This is a genomic window from Subtercola boreus (assembly GCF_006716115.1).
In the GTDB taxonomy this organism is placed as follows: Bacteria; Actinomycetota; Actinomycetes; order Actinomycetales; family Microbacteriaceae; genus Subtercola; species Subtercola boreus.
Genome location: NZ_VFOO01000001.1, coordinates 691,779 through 710,354, shown reverse-complemented (window position 1 = coordinate 710,354; position 18,576 = coordinate 691,779). Strand labels below are relative to the sequence as shown.

Below are 18,576 nucleotides of genomic sequence, written 5' to 3'. Positions count from 1 at the left end.
CGGGGCGGAGGGAGGGAGGGAAGGAAGGAGGAGGGAGTAGGAGGGAGTAGGAGGAGGGGGGCGGGCGGCGAGCGTAGGCTCGAAGTATGCACACCATCACACTCGGCACGAACGGCCCCGAGGTCTCCCGCCTCGGTCTCGGCTGCATGGGAATGAGCGACTTCTACACGGGTCACGGCACCGACGAGCAGGGTTCGATCGCGACGATCCACCGTGCCCTCGAGCTCGGCGTGACCTTCTTCGACACGGCGGAGATCTACGGCCCGTTCACGAACGAGGAACTCGTCGGCAAGGCCCTGGCCGCGCACCGCGACGAGGTCACGATCGCAACCAAGTTCGGCTTCATCCAGCACCTGGGCGACGGGAGCCGGGGCCTCGACGGCCGTCCGGAGAACGCCCGCCTCGCCCTCGAAGGCTCGCTGAAGCGGCTCGGCACCGACCACATCGACCTCTACTACCAGCACCGGATGGACCCGAAGGTTCCGATCGAGGAGACCGTCGGCGCGCTGGCGGAATTCGTAGCCGAGGGAAAGATCCGCTACATCGGCCTGAGTGAGGCCGCGCCCGAGACGATCCGCCGGGCGCACGCCGTGCATCCGGTGACCGCACTGCAGACCGAGTACTCGCTCTGGTCGCGGGATCCGGAGGCCGAGATCCTGCCCACCGTGCGGGAGCTCGGCATCGGCTTCGTGCCGTACTCGCCGCTTGGGCGGGGGTTCCTCACCGGCACGATCCGTTCGCTCGACCAGCTCGACGAGAAGGACTTCCGGCGGAACAACCCGCGGTTCGAAGGCGAGAACCTCGCGGCGAACATCCGGATCGTCGAACAGGTGGATGCTGTCGCGGCGGAACTCGGGGCGAAGCCCGGCCAGGTCGCACTCGCCTGGCTGCTCGCGCAGGGTGACGACATTGCGCCGATCCCGGGCACGAAGCGGGTGTCGTACCTCGAGGAGAACACGGCCGCCGACGCCCTGGTGCTCACGGAGGCGCAGCTCGCGGCGCTCGACGCCGTCGCGGCCCCGGTCGGTGACCGCTACGCGGACATGACGCCGGTCAACCGGTAGCGGCTGACGCCTGCGGTCAGGTCGCCTCGGTGTCGAACGGGGCGGCCATGGCCGGCTGGGCAGCGGCGAGACGCGCCTCCGACTTGCGGCCCGAGAGGTAGTCGGGGCTGGCGTCGCCGGAGAGCGCGTCGCCCGACGGCACGTCACTCACCGGCACAGACAGCGACACACCGGGTCCGTCGTCGAACGCGGCGTCTTCGGCGAGCGACAGGGCGAGGGCGTCGACCGGAGCGTCTTTGTCGAGGCTCACCGAGCCCGCAGCACCGGCGGCACCCGCGGCCATTGCAGCGGCGCCGCCCGGAGCCTGCGCGGCCTTCACCGAAGCAGCCATCGGCGCCGACGGTTTGACGGGCGCCGTCGCCGGCTCGGCCGGATCGTCGAGCAGAGCGTCGCGGATGATCCGGCGGGGATCGTACTGGCGCGGGTCGAGCTTCTTCCACTCGACCTCGTCGAAGTCGGGCCCCATCTCCTCCTTCATCCGGTTCTTCGCACCGTTGGTGAAGTCGCGGAGCTGGCGCACGAACTTCGCCAGCACGGAGGCGTAGTGCGGCAGGCGCTCAGGACCGATCACGAACGCGGCAACAACCCCGATGATGATGAGCTTCTCGAACGTCAACCCGAACATGTGTACACCCTACTTGACGAAATGCTCCGAATCGCGAAATGCCGTCGTGGGGCAGCAGGGCTGGTCGCGGCGCGGCCCCTAAGCTGAACGCGGAGGTCATTACCTGTGTCGAAAGAGACCAACTGGAAGTACGCCGAAGACATCGTGACGGAGCCGGCGGTGATCGTCGAGGCCCGCGCCCACGCGGGTGAACTCGGCGTCGAATCGGTGAGCCCCGGCATCGGCGCGCAGCTCGCTGTGCTCGCTGGTGCGGCTGCCGCCCGCTCTATCGTCGAGATCGGCACCGGCCTCGGCGTCTCCGGGCTCTGGATGCTCGCGGGAGCCCCCGCGGCCACCCTCACGTCGATCGACACCGAGGTCGACCGGCAGCAGTCCGCCCGCGCAGCGTTCACAGCCTCGGGCGTCGCGGCCAACCGCATCCGGCTCATCACCGGTCGGGCGAAAGACGTGCTGCCGCGCATGAACGAGGGCTCCTACGACCTGGTGCTCGTCGACGCCGACCCGGAATCCGTGATCGAGTACGTCGAGCACGGGCTCCGTCTCGTGCGGGTGGGCGGCACCGTAGCTGTGCCGCATGCGCTCTGGCGCGACAGGGTGGCGGATCCGGTGCAGCGCGACGACACCGTCGCCGACTTCCGGTCCCTGCTCAGCGAACTCTCGCAGTCGAGCGCGGTCATCACCGCCCTGTCGCCGATCGGCGACGGACTGCTCCAGATCACGAAGGTGCTCGGCTGAGCATCCGACGTCGATCAGGCTGAACGGCCCAACGAACAAAGCCCCCGTCGCTCCTGGAAGACAGGAGCAGCGGGGGCTTCGTTCGGTGTGCGTCAGGCGGGTGCCACAACTCCGGCTAGCGCGTCGTGAAGCTCCCGGGCCTCTGCGTCGTTGACGGAGACCACAAGCCTGCCGCCTCCTTCGAGTGGCACGCGGACAATGATGAGGCGTCCTTCTTTGACAGCCTCCATCGGTCCGTCGCCGGTTCTGGGTTTCATGGCGGCCATGCGGCTCCCCTTCCGTGGTGTCGTATCTCTATTATCGTTCATTCACAGCAGTGTCTTGAACCAACGGCCGCCCAGCGGCTGCCCGGAGGCTGCTCGGCGACTGCTCCGGAAGCGGGTCACGGCGGGGTCCAGTCGGATCCGTCGACGCCCCAGCAGATCAGCAGCCAGCCCCACTGGGCCGCCAGGAAAACGATCACGATGATCGTGCGGTAGATGCGCGATTTCGGTAGCGCCACCACCCCGAGCAGCGGGAAGAGCGGCATCAGCAGGCGGAAGATGCTCGACTGCGGGAAGAAGACGGCGAGCAGGTAGAGGGCGTACGCGATCACCCACAGCCTCAGGTCGAGGGCGATGCGTCGCACCCCGCGGGTGGCCATGAACAGGCCGAAGGCGAGCACGAGCAGTACGACCACCACCGCGCCGGTCGGCACGCCGAGCCACCAGTTGCCGCCCTGGATCCAGGAGGCGAAGGGCACCAGGTGGCTGTAGCCGATGTAGGCGGCCCGCCAGGCGAGTTCCGTCTCGGTGTAAGCCTGGGAGTAGCCGGTCGCGGCCCAGGCGATGACGGTCCAGAGCAGGCCGACCACGATGCTGAAGACCGTGACGGCGATCGAGAGCACGCGCTCCCGGAGAGGGAACGGCTCCCGTTCCCGGATCCACCACCGGTGCACGATGTGGAAGCCCAGCGCGAGCGCGAACGCGAGACCGCTCGGCCGGGTGAACGACATCACGAGCACGACGGGGAAGAGCCACACGTACTTCCGCCGCACCAGCAGGTAGAGGGCCACCATCAGCAGGAACAGGTACATCGATTCGGCGTACGCGACCTGGAACATCGGAGACACGGGTGCGATGCAGAACAGCAGCACGGCGAACATCGACGTGCCCTGCGGCAGGGTGAGCCGCATCAGTTTGTAGAACACGAGGGCCGCGCCGGCGCCGCAGACCAGCGACACGAACACCGTCATGTACTCCCACGGCACCCCGGTGACCGTGGTGAGACCGCGGATCAGGAACGGGTACCCCGGGAGGAACGCCCAGGCGTTCTGCTCGACGTGCCCCGAGGTGCCGATGGGCAAGGTGGACGGATAGCCCCAGTACGCGATGATCTTGTACCAGGTGCCGTCCCAGATGGAGGCGTAGTCCCAGTAGGAGGGCTGGGCGGCCGTCCAGGGGTTCTTGCCCTGCACGCTCGCGAGCACGAGCAGCATGATGGTGGTTGCCGCTCGGGCCGCGACGTAGATGAGCAGCACGGTCATCCACCAGGAGCCCCACCACCGGGCGAGCCTCGGGGCGGCCGGTGAGGATGCCCGTCCGCTCTTCTCGGCGACGGCGCCCGCTCTGCCCGCTTCGCTCGAGCCCTTCGCGCCGGGCTGCCCGGTCACACCCGTCTGGTCGATCATGCGAGCCCGTCGATCACGACTTCGAGAGCCAGACCCGCAGGGCCTGCTCGCATGACGTGATCTGGCTGGTGAGCACCCGTTCGTCGTCGGCGTGGGCCTTCATCGGGTCGCCGGGGCCGAAGTTCACCGACGGGATGCCGAGGGCCGAGAACCGGGCGACGTCGGTCCAGCCGTACTTGGGCTTCGCCTCGCCGCCGACGGCCGCCAGGAACTCCTGCGCCAGCGGGGCGTCGAGCCCCGGACGGGCGCCCTCCGCGAGGTCGACCACGGTGATCTCGTAGTCGCCGAAGAGATCGTGCATGTGCGCGATGGCCTCCTCGCCCGAACGGTTCGGGGCGAACCGGTAGTTGATGTGCACCATCGCTTCATCCGGGATCACGTTGCCCGCAACTCCCCCGCTGATGCCCACGGCGTTCAGGCCCTCGCGGTAGACGAGCCCGTCGACCTCCACCTCGCGCGCTTCGTAGGCGGCGAGCGTGTCGAGCACCGGTGCGAGTTTGTGGATCGCGTTCGACCCCACCCACCCCCGGGCGGAGTGGGAACGCTTGCCGAAGGCCCGCACCTCGATGCGGAGGTTGCCGTTGCAGCCACCCTCGATCTGGCTGTTCGACGGTTCCCCGAGGATCGAGAAGTCACCCACGAACAGGTCGGGCCGGTTCGCGGCGAGCCGGCCGAGCCCGTTGAGGGCCGCCGAGACCTCCTCGTGGTCGTACCACATCCACGTGATGTCGACGCGGGGGTCGGTGAGCTCGGCGGCGAGCTTCAGCTGCACGGCGACGCCGGCCTTCATGTCGACCGTGCCGCGGCCCCAGAGGTACTCGTCGCCGTCGATCGTCTCGTACCGGCTCGGCACGTTGTCGTTCTCGGGAACCACGTCGATGTGGCCGGCGATGACGACGCGCTGGGCCCGCCCGAAGTTCGTGCGGGCGACGACCGTGTCACCGTCGCGGATGATCTCCAGGTGCTGGGCATCCGCGAGACTGGCCACGATCGCGTCGGCGAGCGGCCCCTCGTCACCCGAGACCGAGTGGATGTCGACGAGCTGGCGGGTGATGTCGACGGAGGTGGCCGCCAGGTCGAGCGGGATGATCGTGGTGGGGGTCTCCGGCATGCCCCCCAGTTTATGGGAGCACCCGCGCATCCGCTGTGAGTGCGCGTCTGCCCACCGCCGCTACCCTTGAGCCATGACTTCGAACGACACACGGCCGACGCTGGCCTGGGGCCACGGCCTCGCCACAACCGCAGGTGACGGCACAGTACTCGACACCTGGTACCCGTCGCCCCGCCTCGGCACCGTGGGCGACGCCGATGCGGCGGCATCCTTTCCCCGTGGGCTCGCGGAGCAGGCGACACCGGATGCCCGCCGGAACGTCGCCGTCGAGGTCGTGACGACGAAGATCACCCTCGCCGACCCGCCCGCGTCGACGCCCGACGCGTACCTCCGTCTGCATCTGCTGTCCCACCTGCTCGTCGCCCCCAACACGATCAACCTCGACGGTCTCTTCGGGCACCTGCCGATCGTGGTCTGGACGAACGCCGGCCCCGTGCTCCCCGCCGACTTCGACCGCCTGCGCCCGTCGCTCCAGCGGCACGGCATCGCCGCGCACAGCATCGACAAGTTCCCGCGCCTCACCGACTACGTCAGCCCCGACCGCGTGCGCATCGCGGATGCCTCGCGCGTGCGCCTCGGCGCGCACCTCGCCCCCGGCACCACGGTGATGCACGAGGGCTTCGTGAACTTCAACGCCGGAACCCTCGGCACCTCGATGGTGGAGGGCCGCATCTCGCAAGGCGTCGTCGTCGGCGACGGGTCGGATGTCGGGGGCGGGGCATCCATCATGGGCACCCTCTCGGGCGGCGGAACACAGCGCGTCTCGATCGGCGAACGCGCCCTGCTCGGGGCGAATTCGGGTATCGGCATCTCGATCGGCGACGACTCGGTCGTCGAGGCCGGGCTCTACGTGACGGCCGGAACGAAGGTGCGCCTCGTCGGTGCCGCACCCCGCCCCGACGGCTCGACGCCGAGCGTCAAGGCCGTCGAACTCTCGGGCCGGGCGAACCTGCTCTTCCGCCGCAACTCGCTCACGGGCGCCGTCGAGGTGCTGAACCGCACCGGTGCCGGCGTGACCCTCAACGAGACCCTGCACGCCTGACCTAGCGCGCGGTGCGCTAGCGGTCGGTCGGCCAGGCGCGCTCGGGGCTGCCCAGGTAGAGCTGCTGCGGGCGGCCGATCTTCGTGGCCGGGTCGGTCTGCATCTCACGCCAGTGCGCGATCCAGCCGGGCAGGCGCCCGATCGCGAAGAGCACGGTGAACATGCGCGTCGGGAAGCCCATCGCCTTGTAGATCACGCCGGTGTAGAAGTCGACGTTCGGGTACAGGCGCCGGGAGATGAAGTAGTCGTCGGCCAGCGCAATCGCCTCGAGCTCCTTGGCGATGTCGAGCAGGTCGTCTTTCACGCCGAGGGCGGCCAGCACCTCGTCGGCCGCCTCCTTCACGAGCTTCGCCCGCGGGTCGTAGTTCTTGTAGACGCGGTGGCCGAAGCCCATGAGGCGGATGCCCGCCTCCTTGTTCTTGACCCGCTCGACGAATTTCTCCACACCCTCGCCGGAGTCGCGGATCTGCGCCAGCATCGTGAGCACGGCCTCGTTCGCCCCGCCGTGCAGCGGACCGTACAGCGCGTTGATGCCGGCCGAGATCGACGCGAACATGTTGGCCTCTGTCGAACCGACCAGGCGCACGGTCGACGTGGAGGCGTTCTGCTCGTGGTCTTCATGCAGGATCAGCAGGCGCTCGAGCGCCTTCGACAGCACCGGGTTCGCCACGTACGGCTCGGCCATCGTGCCGAAGTTCAGGCGCAGGAAGTTGTCGATGAAGCTCAGGCTGTTGTCGGGGTAGAGGAACGCCTGCCCGAGGCTCTTCTTGTGCGCGTAGGCCGCCATCACCGGCAGTTTCGCCAGCAGGCGGATGGTCGAGATCTCGACGTGCTCGGGGTTCCGCGGGTCGAGCGAGTCCTGGTAGTAGGTCGACAGCGCCGAGATGCCGGCCGACAGCACCGACATCGGGTGCGCGTTGTGCGGCAGCGCGTCGAAGAAGCGCTTCAGGTCTTCGTGCAGCAGCGTGTGGTGACGGATCTCGCTGTCGAACTTCTCCAGCTGCGAAGCGGTCGGCAGCTCGCCGTAGATGAGCAGCCAGGCCGTCTCGAGGTAGGTCGAGTTCTCGGCGATCTGGTCGATCGGATAGCCGCGGTACCGCAGGATGCCCTTGTCGCCGTCGATGTAGGTGATGGTCGAGCGGGTGGCGGAGGTGTTGACGAATCCGTAGTCGAGGGTGGTGAGCCCGGTCTGCTTCGTGAACGTCGAGATGTCGACGGATGACGCACCATCGGCGCTCGTGAGGATCGGGAACTCCGCCGTGCCGCCGGGGAACGTCAGCGTCGCCTTCTGTGCGGGGGTTTCCTGCTCGGGAGCGTTCTGCGCGGGAGCCTTCTGCTCAGCGCCTGCAGCCTGGTCGGTGTCGCCCACGGCGCCTCCTTGAGATTCGTGATGTGCACACTCAGCCTAAAGCACTGGGCGAAGCCAGCCGTTCGGCGGCCTCTCTGATCCGTTCGTCGGTCGCGGTGAGTGAGAACCGCACGTGCTGGGGGAAGTGGTCGCCGTAGAACGGCCCGGGCCCGGCCAGGATGCCGAGAGCGGCGAGCCGTTCGATGCTCTGCCAGGCGTCCCGTTCCTCGGTCGCCCAGAGGTAGAGTCCCGCTTCGCTCCGGTCGATCCTGAAGCCCACTGCCTCGAGCGCGGGCTTCAGGATGTCGCGGCGAGCCCGGTAGAGCTCCTTCTGGTGTGCCACGTGCCCGTCGTCGCCGAGGGCGGCGATCATCGCCGTCTGCACGGGTGCCGGCGGGATCATGCCAGCGTGCTTCCGCACCGTCAGCAGACGCTCCACGAGCACCTCGTCGCCCGCCACGAACGCGGCGCGGTAGCCGGCGAGGTTCGACTGCTTGCTGAGCGAGTACACCGCGAGCACGCCCGTCAGGTCGACCACGCCGTCCTCCCCCGTCACGACAGCCGGGTCGAGGATGCTCGGCACCGGGGATGCCGCCCACTCCCCGTCCCAGCCGAGCTCGGCGTAGCACTCGTCGTTCGCGATCGTGGCTCCGAGCGCGCGGGCGCGTTCCACCGCCAGGCGGAGGTGCGCGGCATCCAGAACCGCGCCGTCGGGGTTGCCGGGCGAGTTGAGCCAGACGAGCTTCGTCGCGGCGGGCCACTCTGACGGATCGTCGGAGGCGAACGAGCGGGCCCCCGCGATGGTCGCGCCGATCTCGTACGTCGGGTAGGCGGCCCGGGGATGCACGACCACGTCGCCCTCACCGAGCCCCAGCATGAACGGCAGCCAGGCCACGAGCTCCTTCGAGCCGATGGTCGGCAGCACCTGCGTGTCAGTGAGCCCCGTGACGCCGCGGCGCCTCTCGAACCACGCCACGATCGCGTGCCGGAGCTCAGGGCTCCCCGCGGTCGCCGGATAGGAGTGGGCATCCGTCGCCGCCGCAAGCGCCGCACGAACGACGTCGGGCGTCGGATCGACGGGTGAACCGATCGACAGGTCGACGATCCCGCGCGGGTGGGCTCTCGCCTTCGCGGCGAACGGGGTCATCGCGTCCCACGGGTAGTCGGGCAGGGAGCCGAGCGCCACCTTCTAGACGTGGCTCTCTTGCGGCGGGAGCGCCGAGATGACCGGGTGGTCCTTCGCGATCACACCGACCTTCGCAGCCCCACCGGGCGAGCCGATGTCGGTGAAGAACTCGACGTTGGCCTTGTAGTAGTCGGCCCATTCTTCGGGCAGGTCGTCTTCGTAGTAGATCGCCTCGACGGGGCAGACCGGTTCGCAGGCACCGCAGTCGACGCATTCGTCGGGGTGGATGTAGAGCGAACGTTCACCCTCGTAGATGCAGTCGACGGGGCATTCGTCGATACATGCGCGGTCTTTGACGTCGACACACGGCAGGGCGATGACATAGGTCACGGTGGTGAGATCCTTCCGAAACGAGCAGCTTCCAGTCTATGCGGCGTCGGAGGGGGGAACTGCCTGGCTGCTGGGCACGGGTTCCGGATGCCCGGACCGCTGCCTCCGCGCCAGCCGCGGCCAGGCCAGCACCACGAGGGCGATCACGGTGGGGGCGAAAGTCCACGTGTAGCCGTAGCCGTGCTCGTCGGCGGGCACGAGGATCGACCCGCCGGGGCTCGGCAGCGTCAGTACGGCCACGATGCCCACCAGCCCCAGAGCGGCGAGGAACGCGATGAGCCTCGACGGCAGGATGAGGCGGAGCCCCACGAGCAGGCAGATGACAGCCGCGATCGCCAGGATGAGCCCGATCGGCAGGTCGAACAGGCCGAAGAAGCTGATCGTGGACTGGTGCACGACGGTTCCCAGCATGCCGAAGACGACACCGAGCAGCAGGCCGATGACCCAGCTCGCGATCCGCACGACGACGGACTCCCCCACGGGCTGGTCTGCCGCCGGCTGGTCTGGCGCCGGCTGGTCTGCCGCGGGCTCCCGGGCTGCAGGGGCCGCCGGGGCGTGCACGTCTGACATCACAATCGCCTTTCGTTGTCGCACCAATGTACCGGGGCATCCTGAACACTTGTAACCTTGCCTGAGGACAACGATGTCGTTCCACCCCGCTGTCCTCCACCACCGACGGAGCCCGTTCGTGCCTCACTCTCCCTCCCGCCAGACGGCCGGGCTCGCTGTGTTCGCCGCGGGTGCCGCTCTCCTTCTCGCGCTGACGGGATGCACCGCCTCCTCTCCCGGCGAGGCGGCGGCAGCGGCCGCTGCGAAACCGCTCAGCCAGCAGGCTTTCATCACGAGGCAGCTGAGCCTCTCGAGCGTCGACTTCGGTGAGTACCTCCGGCGGCAGGCCTTCACCCTCGAGGCCGGAACCGCCGAGTTCGTTGCGGCGTACGAGTCCGGTGACGACGAACTGGCGCGCTCCCTGTACGCGCCGACGCGCGTCTTCTACAACCGGATGCTCGGCGGTGCGGCCGCGTTCCCCGAGCTCGATGCGTCGCTCGACTCGCAGCTGGCGACCTGCGACTGCCCCGGGGTGTACCCGGGATGGCACGCCGTGGAGGCTGACCTGTTCGGCGGCTCGGATCCCGCACCGGAAGGCGCGGCTGCGGCCGCGACATCCGACACGCGGAAGACCCGCGGAGACCAACTGCTGACCGACACGAAGGCACTCTCGAGCGCTGTCGCCGGGCTGCGTCCGAGCGTCGAGGAACAGGCGGCGGGCGTCGCGGCGCTGATGAACGGCCGCGCCACCGCCGCAGCCGCCGGGCTGGCGGAGCCGCACTCGCACTCCGACCTCTCCGACCTGCAGGCCTACATCGACGGTGCGCGTGAGGTGTTCTCCGGGCTCCGGCCGATCCTCGTCACGCAGAACGCAGCCCTCGCCACCACGCTCGACCACCGGTTCGAAGCGGCCGAGGGTGAGCTGAACGGGCTGCGGACAGGAATCTCCTTCCCCGGTTACGACACGCTCAGCGAAGAGCAGAGGCAGACGCTGCAGTCGGCGGTGGCCGACCTCACCTCGTCGCTCGGCCAAGTGCCGGGAACACTCGCGAGCTGAGCCACGCCACCCCGCCGAACTTTCGATCGGCCTCTCGGCGAGCGGCCCGTCGGACAGGGGTTCGCTCCCTCGCTTCGCGCAACGGGCGGCCCTCAACTTCCACAGCCCCGCGAACATTCCCGTAGGCGAGCGCGGCCCGCGGCCTGAACGGCCGCCCGCCTACAGCGCGGCGCATCGAGCGCGGCTGACGGCCTGGACGGCCGCCACCCCACAGCGCGGCGCATCGAGCGCGGCTGACGGCCTGGACGGCCGCCACCCCACAGCGCGGCGCGGCGCGACGCGCTGCTACGCGAACAGGGCCTTGCCGTAGTAGTCGCCGGCGGCGGCGAGGCCGGGCGGCACCGCGAAGACACCGGATCCGACGTGCCGGATGTACTCGTTGAGCCGGTCCATCGAGCCGAGCTTCTGCTGCAGCGCGATGAACTGCGCGGGGTCGTGCTGGAACGAGATGAACATCAGTCCGGCATCCAGACGCCCGACGCTGTCGATGCCGTCGGTGAAGTTGTACCCGCGCCGCAGGATCTTCGTGCCGCCGTTGTTCTCGTGCGCCGCCAGGGCGACATGGGAGTTCGCCGGGATGACCGACTTCCCGTCCGCGCCGGTCGCGGCGAAGTCGGGGGTGTCGAACTCGGCCGCGCCGCTGAGCGGGGCGCCCTCCATCTTGGTGCGCCCGAAGACCGCGTGCTGGTCGCCGATGTAGTCGGTGTCCCAGGTCTCGATCAGCATGTGGATCTTGCGCGCGACGAGGTAGGTGCCGCCGGTCATCCACTGCTGGTCGCTGTCGGCGCCGACCCAGACCTGCTGGGCGAATTCGTCGTCGCCCACGATGTTGCGCGTGCCGTCCTTGAAGCCCATCAGGTTGCGGGGCGTCGCCTGGTCGGCGCTTCTGGATGCCCGGCCGAAGCCCTGCACGGTCCACCGGGTGGTCGCGGTAGTGCGGGCCATCCGCGCGAGGTTGCGGATCGCGTGGTAGGCGACCTGCGGATCGCTCGCGCAGGCCTGCACGCAGATGTCGCCGCCCGTGAACTCGGGCGTGAGCGCGTCGCTCGCGAAGGCGGGCAGGTCGTTCAGCACGGCCGGCTTGTACTTCGCCCAGCCGAACCGGCCGTCGAACATCGACGGCGCGAAACCGACGGTCACGGTCAACTGGTTCGCACCCATGCCCGCGGCCTCGCCCGTGTCGCCGGGCACAGCAAGCTCCCGCTCGGGCTCGACGGTGCCGACGGCGAGCCCCTGGGTGTACTGCGCGATCGCCGCCGACCACTTCGCCAGCATCACTTGCAGCTCGGTGGCGGAGGTCGTCGTGACGTCGAACACCATGAAGACGAGGTGGTCCTGAGGAGGAGTCTGGATGCCCGCCTGGTGCTCACCGTAGAAGGGGTATGTCTCCCCGGCTGCCGTCGACGTGCCGGCGGCAGAGCCCTGGCCGCCCGCCTGCGCGTTCGCCGCCTGCTCGGAGAGTCCCGTGGCCGTCACACCGATCGCAGCGCCCGCGGCCGCGCTGGCGACGGCGCCGCCGAAGAAGGCCCGGCGTGAGAAGCCCGGCTTCGGGCCGCTCACCCCTGCCTCTGCGGGGGCGTCGCCCCGGTCATCCGGAGCCTCACCGGCAACGCCGGAAGGCCCTCCCGCGGCGCCGGCCGGTTTCTGGAACCGGGCGTCGCCGTCGGAAGAGCCGTCGTGCTTCGACTTTCTGCGGGCCACTTAGGCAGTCGCCACCTTTTCACTGATCTGGGCGAGAGGCGCCTGCAGGGCCTGGATGGCCTGCGTGAATTTCGGGGCGTCCGAGGTGCGGAGCGCCTCGTCGTACAGCTTGTACCCACCGGGGGCGGATGCGTCCTTGTAGGTTGCGAGCAGGGCATCGACCGAGGCGAACTGGGCGCTGATCGACGAGGTCAGGTCAGGGTCGATCGTGGTGAGTGCCGGCTTCAGGTATTCGAACGCCTGCTCGGAGCCTTCCACGTTGGCGACGAAGTCGACGAGGTCGATGTGGCTGTAGGCCTCCTCTTCACCCGTGATCTTCGAGGACTGCACCTCTTCGAGCAGGCCGGATGCGCCGTTGGCGAGTTCCTCCGGCTTGTATGTGAGGCCCGTCGTGAGGGTCTGCAGCTGGCCGATGTCGGTGACGAGCTTCGTGCCGAGCGCCTTCGTCGCGTCGGTGATCGCGCCGGTCTCGAAGAGGTCCTTCTCGATCGGGTGGAAGCCGGTCCACTCGGTGCCGGGTTCGACGTCGGCGACGCGGGCGTCGACCTGCGGGTCGAGGTCGGCGAAGCTCTCGGCGACCGGCTCGATGCGCTCGTAGAACGGGCGGGCCGCGGCGTAGGCGGTCTTGGCCGCCTCCACATCGCCGGCCTGGATGGCGGTGTTGAGAGTCGCGACGGCGTCGACCAGGCTGGCGGCCTGGCCCTCGACGTACTGGCCGTAGCCGACGGTGCCCTCGGCGAGCAGGCCCTGCACGTCGCTCGGAGCCGAGGTGGCGTCACCGATCACGGTGAAGTCGGTGTTCTCGGTGGTCGCCCCCGGGCAGTTGAGCTGGTACGTGCCGCCGGTCAGGGTCACCGTGAACGAGGAGGCCTTGAGGCCGGCGACGATGTTCTCCCGTTCGCCGAGGATGCGCTTGTCGTTCATCAGCTCCACCTCGCTGAGGCCGGCGGCATCGGAGTTCGTGATCTCGAACGTGACGGGACCGGCCGGGGCACTGGCGAAGTCCATCGCGCAGTCGTTGCCGCTGAGCGTGACTTTCACCTGGGCCGCACCATTCGACACGGGGGCGGATCCGGCGGCGGCGCTGGTGCCGCTGTCACTGCTCGTGCCGGTCGATGCGGTGCCGGCGCAGCCCGCGAGCAGCATGCTCCCGGCGACCAGTCCGGTCAGCACGACATACTTCGCGGCGCGGCGGGCGGGCAGGGTTCTGTGGGTCACGATGGTGTTCCTCTTCGGGTCAGCTGTGGGCAGAGACGGTGGTGCGTTCGCCGGGGTTCTGGATGCTCGGACCCTCGCCCGGGCCGGCTGCGTCTGCAACGGGGTGGTCGGGGCCAGGGGTGCCGGCAACGGGGGTGCCGGCAACGGGGGTGCCGGCAACGGGGGTGCCGGCAGCGGGGCCGGCCGTGCCGGCATTCGCAGGTCCGGTGCCATCGGCGTGGTCTGGGTCGGGGCCGGCCGCGGGTTGGCCCGGCGCCGCGCCGCTGCGCTTCACAGCGCGGAGCCCGCGTGCACCGAACAGGGCGAAAACGATCGCTGCCACGGCGAGCACGAGCGGCAGGTAGAACTTGAACAGGGCGGCCTCGTCGGCGGCGGCGGCCCGGTCTGAGAGCGCTGCGGATACGAGGTCGGCCTGCTGGGCATCCACGGTCCACGAGATCGACTCGGGGGCCGCGGTACCCCCGCTGGTCGTGGCGGCACTGCCGGTGGCGGCCCCTGTCGCCGAGCTCACCGTGACCGTGCGCGGCGCCGTGAGGCCTCCGTCCGAGAGGCTCAGCGTCGTGACCGCATCGCTCGTGGCGTCGAGCAGCGTGTCGCCGACGACCCAGACGCGCTCGTTGAGGGTCACCTGCCAGGCGACGGTGAACGGCCCCGGGTTCTGGGCGCGGTTGACGCCGACCGGGGTGCGGCCGCCGTTCAGCGCGCTGAGCTCGTCGAGCGTGACGGTCGACGGCACGCCCGTCGGAACGGTCTGCGTCGTCACGGCCCAGGTGCGGGCATCCTGGCCCAGCCGCGTCTCGGGCGTGGAGGCACCTACTGCGAGTGCGATCGACGCCGCGACCCCCTGCACGGTCGAGGTGAGTTCGTACCCGTCGGCGGTCGTCGCGAGTTGGGCTGTGCCGACCTGCTGGCCGTCGGCCGAGGTGATTGCGAGCGGAGCTGAGGGAAGGGCGGCCCCGCCGGACGCCGGCACCGCGATGAACAGCACGACGGCCGCGACCGCTGCGACAGCGGCGATGCCGAACTGCACGCGGTAGGCGCGGATGCCCGGCCGGAGCGCGTGCGGCCAGAGCACGAACAGCAGCACCGGCACGAGGTAGAGCAGCCAGCCGAGCACTTCGATGACCTTCGGATCCGCGGGGATGCCGAGCACACCGGTGACCAGGGCGGCCTGCACGGAACCGTTGGGCGCGAGCCAGGAGAGGTCGAGGGTCGCCGCCTGGCCGATGACGATCCAGCCGGCCTCGTGCGCCGTGCGGAGAGCGCTCATCACGAGGCCCGCCGCGACGAAGACGAGGAAGACGCCGGTGACGGTGAAGAACTTGCCGAGGTTCAGCCGGATGCCGCCGCGGTAGATCAGGTAGCCGATCACCACAGCCAGGAGCAGGCCGAGAACAGCGCCGGCGCCGGCCACCAGCGGGCTCACCGACGACTGGAACGCGGCCAGCAGGAACACGCTCGTCTCGAAACCCTCGCGGAGGACGGCCAGGAACGCCATCACGGCCAGGGCCGCCACAGAGCCGCGGGCCAGTGCGTCGCCGGCAACCTCCTCGAGTTCGGAGCGCATGTAGCGGGCGTGCTTCGACATCCACACGATCATGATGGTCACCATCACGACGGCGACGGCACCGATGACCGACTCCATGCCCTCCTGCTGGGCCTGCGGGAGCCCCACGGAGATGACCTCGAGCACCACGCCGACCCCGACGCTCAGCACGATAGCGGCGATCACACCCACCCACATCGACTTCAGCGAGTGCCCGTTGCGCTTCAGGAATGCGGCGATGATGCCGACGATCAAAGCGGCTTCGAGACCCTCACGGAGGCCGATCACAAAAGTAGCAAGCAACGGGGTCAGGCTCCTGCAACAGGCGCGCAGCGTGACGGGGCGCACAGAGTGGGGTTCTCGCCGGGTAGCGGAACGAAGGTAAGCCTACACTTAGTTAGGGTGGGCTGCACTGACTTTCTCGGCGGGGCAACCGGGGATGTCCGCGGCACCGGCAACAATGGATGACGTGTACGTCGTCATCTCCGGAACCCGTCGAAGCTCCGCCACCCTCACCTCGCTCGACGACACCGGGAACGCCGACCCGGACGAACCGGCGACCACCCTCGAGGGCGACGACCTCGTCGAGGCCGTCGAGGCCCTCGAGCTCGAGAATCCCCGCTGGGTCTGGGCCGACACCGCGCCGCGCTACGGCTGGCTGCTGGCCCACGGGATGCGCGTCGACCGGTGCCACGACCTCCGGCTGACGCGGGCGATCCTGCGGGCATCCACTCTCTCAGCCGGATCGGCGCTGGCCTCCTCGGGCCGCGGGGAGTTCGACGGGCCGGCACCGCTCGCGTCGCTGGCCTCGCCCGCCGGTGGCGGCGCGTCCTCCGCCGCCTCGGGTGAGGCGACCGCAGCACCCGTGACGCTCGACTTCGAGGGTGGCGACGCCACTCCCGGGACAGCGCCGGGGAACTCCGACGACGAGGATCTCGCGGAGCGCACGGTGGCCGAGCTGGCGTTGCAGCTCGACACGATCCGCACCGCCACGGAACCCAACCGACTGCGGCTGCTCGTCGCGGCCGAGTCCGCCGGCGCCCTCGTCGCCGCGGAGATGTCGCACGCCGGACTGCCCTGGCGCGAAGACCTCCACAACGAACTGCTCACCGAACTGCTCGGGCCCCAGGTCGCCGCGGGCCAGCGGCCGGCCCGGCTCGAAGCCCTCGCGCAGGCCGTGCGACAGGCACTCGGTGCCCCGCAGCTGAACCCCGACTCCCCGCAAGACCTCCTCCGCACCCTCCGCGCGGCCGGCCTCGCCGTGACGAGCACCCGCTCCTGGGAGTTGAAGGGCATCGATCATCCGGTCGTGCCGCCCCTGCTCGAGTACAAGAAGCTGTCGCGCCTGCTCACAGCCAATGGATGGTCGTGGATGCAGTCCTGGGTCAGCGAGGGCCGCTTCTTCCCCGACTACCTGCCCGGCGGGGTCGTCTCAGGGCGTTGGGCCACCCGCGGCGGCGGGGCGCTGCAGCTGCCCAAACAGGTGCGGCGCGCGGTGACGGCAGACGACGGCTGGACCCTCGTCGTCGCGGATGCCGCCCAGCTCGAACCGCGCATCCTCGCCGGGATCTCGACCGACGAAGCCATGGCGGCCGCGGGCCGGGGCAGGGACCTCTACGCCGGCATCGTCGAGAGCGGGGCCGTGCAGACCCGTGCCGAGGCGAAGGTGGCCATGCTCGGGGCGATGTACGGTGCCACGACCGGGGAGAGCGGGCGACTGCTCCCCCGGCTCGGCCGGGCCTTCCCGACGGCGCTCGCCTACGTCGAGAATGCCGCGCGCGCCGGGGAGCGGGGCGAGGTCGTCACGTCCCGCCTCGGCCGGAGCGCCCCGCGGCCCGGCGAAGCCTGGTGGGAGGCGCAGGCGCTCGCCCGCGAAGGCTCCCCCAACGAGGCTGCGCAGCAGCAGGCGCGCCGCGAGGCCCGCGACTGGGGTCGCTTCACCCGCAACTTCGTGGTGCAGGCGAGCGCGGCCGACTGGGCGCTCTGCTGGCTGGCCGACCTCCGCCGCCGCCTGGCGGCCCTCGCCCCCGCCGACACAGACCTCGCCGACACCCCCGCCGACTCTGACCCGGTCGACGCGCGCACCACTGCACAACCCCTCCCGGCTTCAGCCACCGACCCCGACTCCACCTTCCCCGCATCTGCCACCGGCACCGCCGCCGCGGATGTCGGCGACCTCTCCCCAGCCGACCGCGAGGCCGCACGCATCGCCGCGATCGAAGCCGAGATCGCGGAGCGCGAGCGCCGCAAGGCCGCCGACTCCCCCTTCAAAGCAGCCGACCCCGTCGCCGCCATTGCCGCTCGCCTCGCCGAACTGCAGTCGGCCGGCCGAAGCGTGCGCCCGCCCACCTCGCCGTCCCCTGCCACCGGCGTAGCCCGCCCGGCGACCGTCACGACGCCGGGCACCGGCACCTCACGGCTGCCCGGCACCGCGCCAGACACAGCGCGTCCTCACGCGACCGCGCCAGCCTCCGCCCGGCCTCAAACGACCACATCCGACCGTGATCCCGCCGCCACCGCGCGCCCTCGAACGACCACATCCGACCGTGATCCCGCCGCCACCGGTCGTCCCCCGGCTTCGCCCGCCGCCGACCCGGCCCGCGCCCCGACGGCCGTCGCCGCTCCGACCGGCCCCGCTGCCACCACTGCGTCCGCGACCATCGCTCCCAGCAGGGCGAAGCCGCCGTTCCGGCGCGCGCCGCACCTGGTGTTCTTCCTGCACGACGAGGTCATCGTGCACGCGCCGGCAGCACTGGCCGAGGAGGTCGCGGAGGCAATCCGCGCGTCCGCCGCCGCCGCCACACGCCTGCTCTTCGGCCGGTTCCCGCTCGACGTGCCGCTCGACATCTCCGTCGTCGACTCCTACGCCGACGCCGACTGACCCGCTCCGCGCGCTCGCGCGCCGACGCGCCCGCGCCCGACCGCACCTACCGCGCCAGCCGGGCCGGAGGTCCTGCCGCTCGGGAGGAGGTGAGGCGATCCGCCGTCTCCACGGCCCCGGACGCGCCCATCTCCTCCCGGCGGGCATGGAGTTGGCCGAAAACGCGGCCACGGGCATCCGGGAGCCCGCCGGGCGCACGGATGGACGAACCTCAGCCACCATGCCCCCGCATACGGCCTCGTGCTGACCCAGGTTCGCCCGTCCGTACTCCTCGCCCGGCTCAGAGCGGTCCGGATGCCCGAAGCAGTGCCCGAACGAACGACGAAGCCCCCGTGGCTGAGTCGAGACTCGGCCACGGGGGCTTCGGGGAGGGAACGAGTGCTGACGCGCCGCGCTCCGGGGAGAGACCCGTTCAGGGCCTCGACCGCGCGAGACGCGCCGCGCCCTGGGGAGAGGCCCGTCAGGGCCTCGACCGCGCGAGACGCGCCGCGCTCCAAGGAGAGGCCCGTTCAGG

At 70.1% G+C, this 18,576-nt stretch carries 15 protein-coding genes and 1 pseudogene; 5 read left to right on the top strand and 11 right to left on the bottom strand.

Features of this window, described 5'->3' with window-relative positions; translation table 11 throughout:
- The first annotated feature begins 86 nt into the window (after nucleotides 1–86).
- Entirely contained in the window at nucleotides 87–1,064 is a 978-nt protein-coding gene (locus FB464_RS03385; RefSeq protein WP_116415112.1) for an aldo/keto reductase, read from the top strand.
- Nucleotides 1,065–1,080: 16 nt separating this feature from the next.
- Here the strand turns inward: FB464_RS03385 and FB464_RS20560 are convergent, their stop codons facing one another.
- Nucleotides 1,081–1,689 carry a twin-arginine translocase TatA/TatE family subunit gene (locus FB464_RS20560; protein WP_425472394.1) on the bottom strand — a complete coding sequence of 203 codons (609 nt, stop codon included), beginning with the start codon at nucleotides 1,687–1,689 and terminating at the stop codon, nucleotides 1,081–1,083.
- A 105-nt stretch (nucleotides 1,690–1,794) separates the two neighbouring features.
- Between FB464_RS20560 and FB464_RS03375 the strand changes: the two genes are divergently transcribed.
- Complete coding sequence (locus FB464_RS03375; RefSeq protein ID WP_116415113.1) at nucleotides 1,795–2,424, top strand: O-methyltransferase; 630 nt, start codon at nucleotides 1,795–1,797, stop codon at nucleotides 2,422–2,424.
- A 92-nt stretch (nucleotides 2,425–2,516) separates the two neighbouring features.
- Here FB464_RS03375 and FB464_RS03370 read toward each other — a convergent pair whose 3' ends face one another.
- The 3 genes from FB464_RS03370 to dapE form a co-directional block, all read right to left on the bottom strand.
- A complete protein-coding gene (locus tag FB464_RS03370) occupies nucleotides 2,517–2,690 on the bottom strand; it encodes a DUF3117 domain-containing protein (RefSeq protein ID WP_104244821.1) in 174 nt (57 codons plus the stop codon).
- Nucleotides 2,691–2,806: 116 nt separating this feature from the next.
- Nucleotides 2,807–4,093, bottom strand: a complete 1,287-nt coding sequence (locus FB464_RS03365) for a glycosyltransferase family protein (protein WP_246092904.1) — start codon at nucleotides 4,091–4,093, stop codon at nucleotides 2,807–2,809.
- Between the two features lie 13 nt (nucleotides 4,094–4,106).
- Nucleotides 4,107–5,204, bottom strand: coding sequence for a succinyl-diaminopimelate desuccinylase (gene dapE / locus FB464_RS03360; RefSeq protein WP_116415115.1), 1,098 nt, complete (start codon nucleotides 5,202–5,204; stop codon nucleotides 4,107–4,109).
- Between the two features lie 73 nt (nucleotides 5,205–5,277).
- Here dapE and dapD point away from each other — a divergent pair, with 73 nt between their 5' ends.
- Complete coding sequence (gene dapD, locus FB464_RS03355; RefSeq protein WP_116415117.1) at nucleotides 5,278–6,246, top strand: 2,3,4,5-tetrahydropyridine-2,6-dicarboxylate N-succinyltransferase; 969 nt, start codon at nucleotides 5,278–5,280, stop codon at nucleotides 6,244–6,246.
- 16 nt (nucleotides 6,247–6,262) lie between these two features.
- On the opposite strand, the gene FB464_RS03350 is transcribed toward dapD, so the two are convergent.
- The 4 genes from FB464_RS03350 to FB464_RS03335 form a co-directional block, all read right to left on the bottom strand.
- On the bottom strand, nucleotides 6,263–7,525 hold the full coding sequence (locus tag FB464_RS03350; RefSeq protein WP_246093158.1) for a citrate synthase: 1,263 nt from the start codon (nucleotides 7,523–7,525) through the stop codon (nucleotides 6,263–6,265).
- A 121-nt stretch (nucleotides 7,526–7,646) separates the two neighbouring features.
- On the bottom strand, nucleotides 7,647–8,780 hold the full coding sequence (dapC, locus tag FB464_RS03345) for a succinyldiaminopimelate transaminase (RefSeq protein ID WP_116415120.1): 1,134 nt from the start codon (nucleotides 8,778–8,780) through the stop codon (nucleotides 7,647–7,649).
- Between the two features lie 3 nt (nucleotides 8,781–8,783).
- Complete coding sequence (gene fdxA, locus FB464_RS03340; RefSeq protein WP_116415121.1) at nucleotides 8,784–9,110, bottom strand: ferredoxin; 327 nt, start codon at nucleotides 9,108–9,110, stop codon at nucleotides 8,784–8,786.
- 36 nt (nucleotides 9,111–9,146) lie between these two features.
- A complete protein-coding gene (locus FB464_RS03335; RefSeq protein WP_116415123.1) occupies nucleotides 9,147–9,680 on the bottom strand; it encodes a hypothetical protein in 534 nt (177 codons plus the stop codon).
- Nucleotides 9,681–9,798: 118 nt separating this feature from the next.
- On the opposite strand from FB464_RS03335, the gene FB464_RS03330 reads away from it, so the two are divergent.
- Nucleotides 9,799–10,716 (top strand): EfeM/EfeO family lipoprotein, encoded by a 918-nt coding sequence (locus tag FB464_RS03330; protein ID WP_170151924.1) that lies wholly within the window; start codon nucleotides 9,799–9,801, stop codon nucleotides 10,714–10,716.
- 285 nt (nucleotides 10,717–11,001) lie between these two features.
- Here the strand turns inward: FB464_RS03330 and efeB are convergent, their stop codons facing one another.
- From efeB to efeU, 3 genes are read right to left on the bottom strand one after another with little or no spacing between them, the layout of a single operon-like run.
- Nucleotides 11,002–12,417: an iron uptake transporter deferrochelatase/peroxidase subunit gene (gene efeB, locus FB464_RS03325; RefSeq protein WP_246092903.1), complete on the bottom strand. Its 1,416-nt coding sequence runs from the start codon at nucleotides 12,415–12,417 to the stop codon at nucleotides 11,002–11,004.
- On the bottom strand, nucleotides 12,418–13,635 hold the full coding sequence (gene efeO / locus FB464_RS03320) for an iron uptake system protein EfeO (RefSeq protein ID WP_116415125.1): 1,218 nt from the start codon (nucleotides 13,633–13,635) through the stop codon (nucleotides 12,418–12,420). It abuts the gene before it with no gap.
- Nucleotides 13,636–13,654: 19 nt separating this feature from the next.
- Nucleotides 13,655–15,469 carry an iron uptake transporter permease EfeU gene (gene efeU / locus FB464_RS20400; RefSeq protein WP_281279730.1) on the bottom strand — a complete coding sequence of 605 codons (1,815 nt, stop codon included), beginning with the start codon at nucleotides 15,467–15,469 and terminating at the stop codon, nucleotides 13,655–13,657.
- 172 nt (nucleotides 15,470–15,641) lie between these two features.
- Between efeU and FB464_RS20555 the strand changes: the two are divergent.
- Nucleotides 15,642–17,216: pseudogene (locus FB464_RS20555) on the top strand (bifunctional 3'-5' exonuclease/DNA polymerase); the annotation flags it as partial.
- Nucleotides 17,217–18,576: the final 1,360 nt, after the last annotated feature.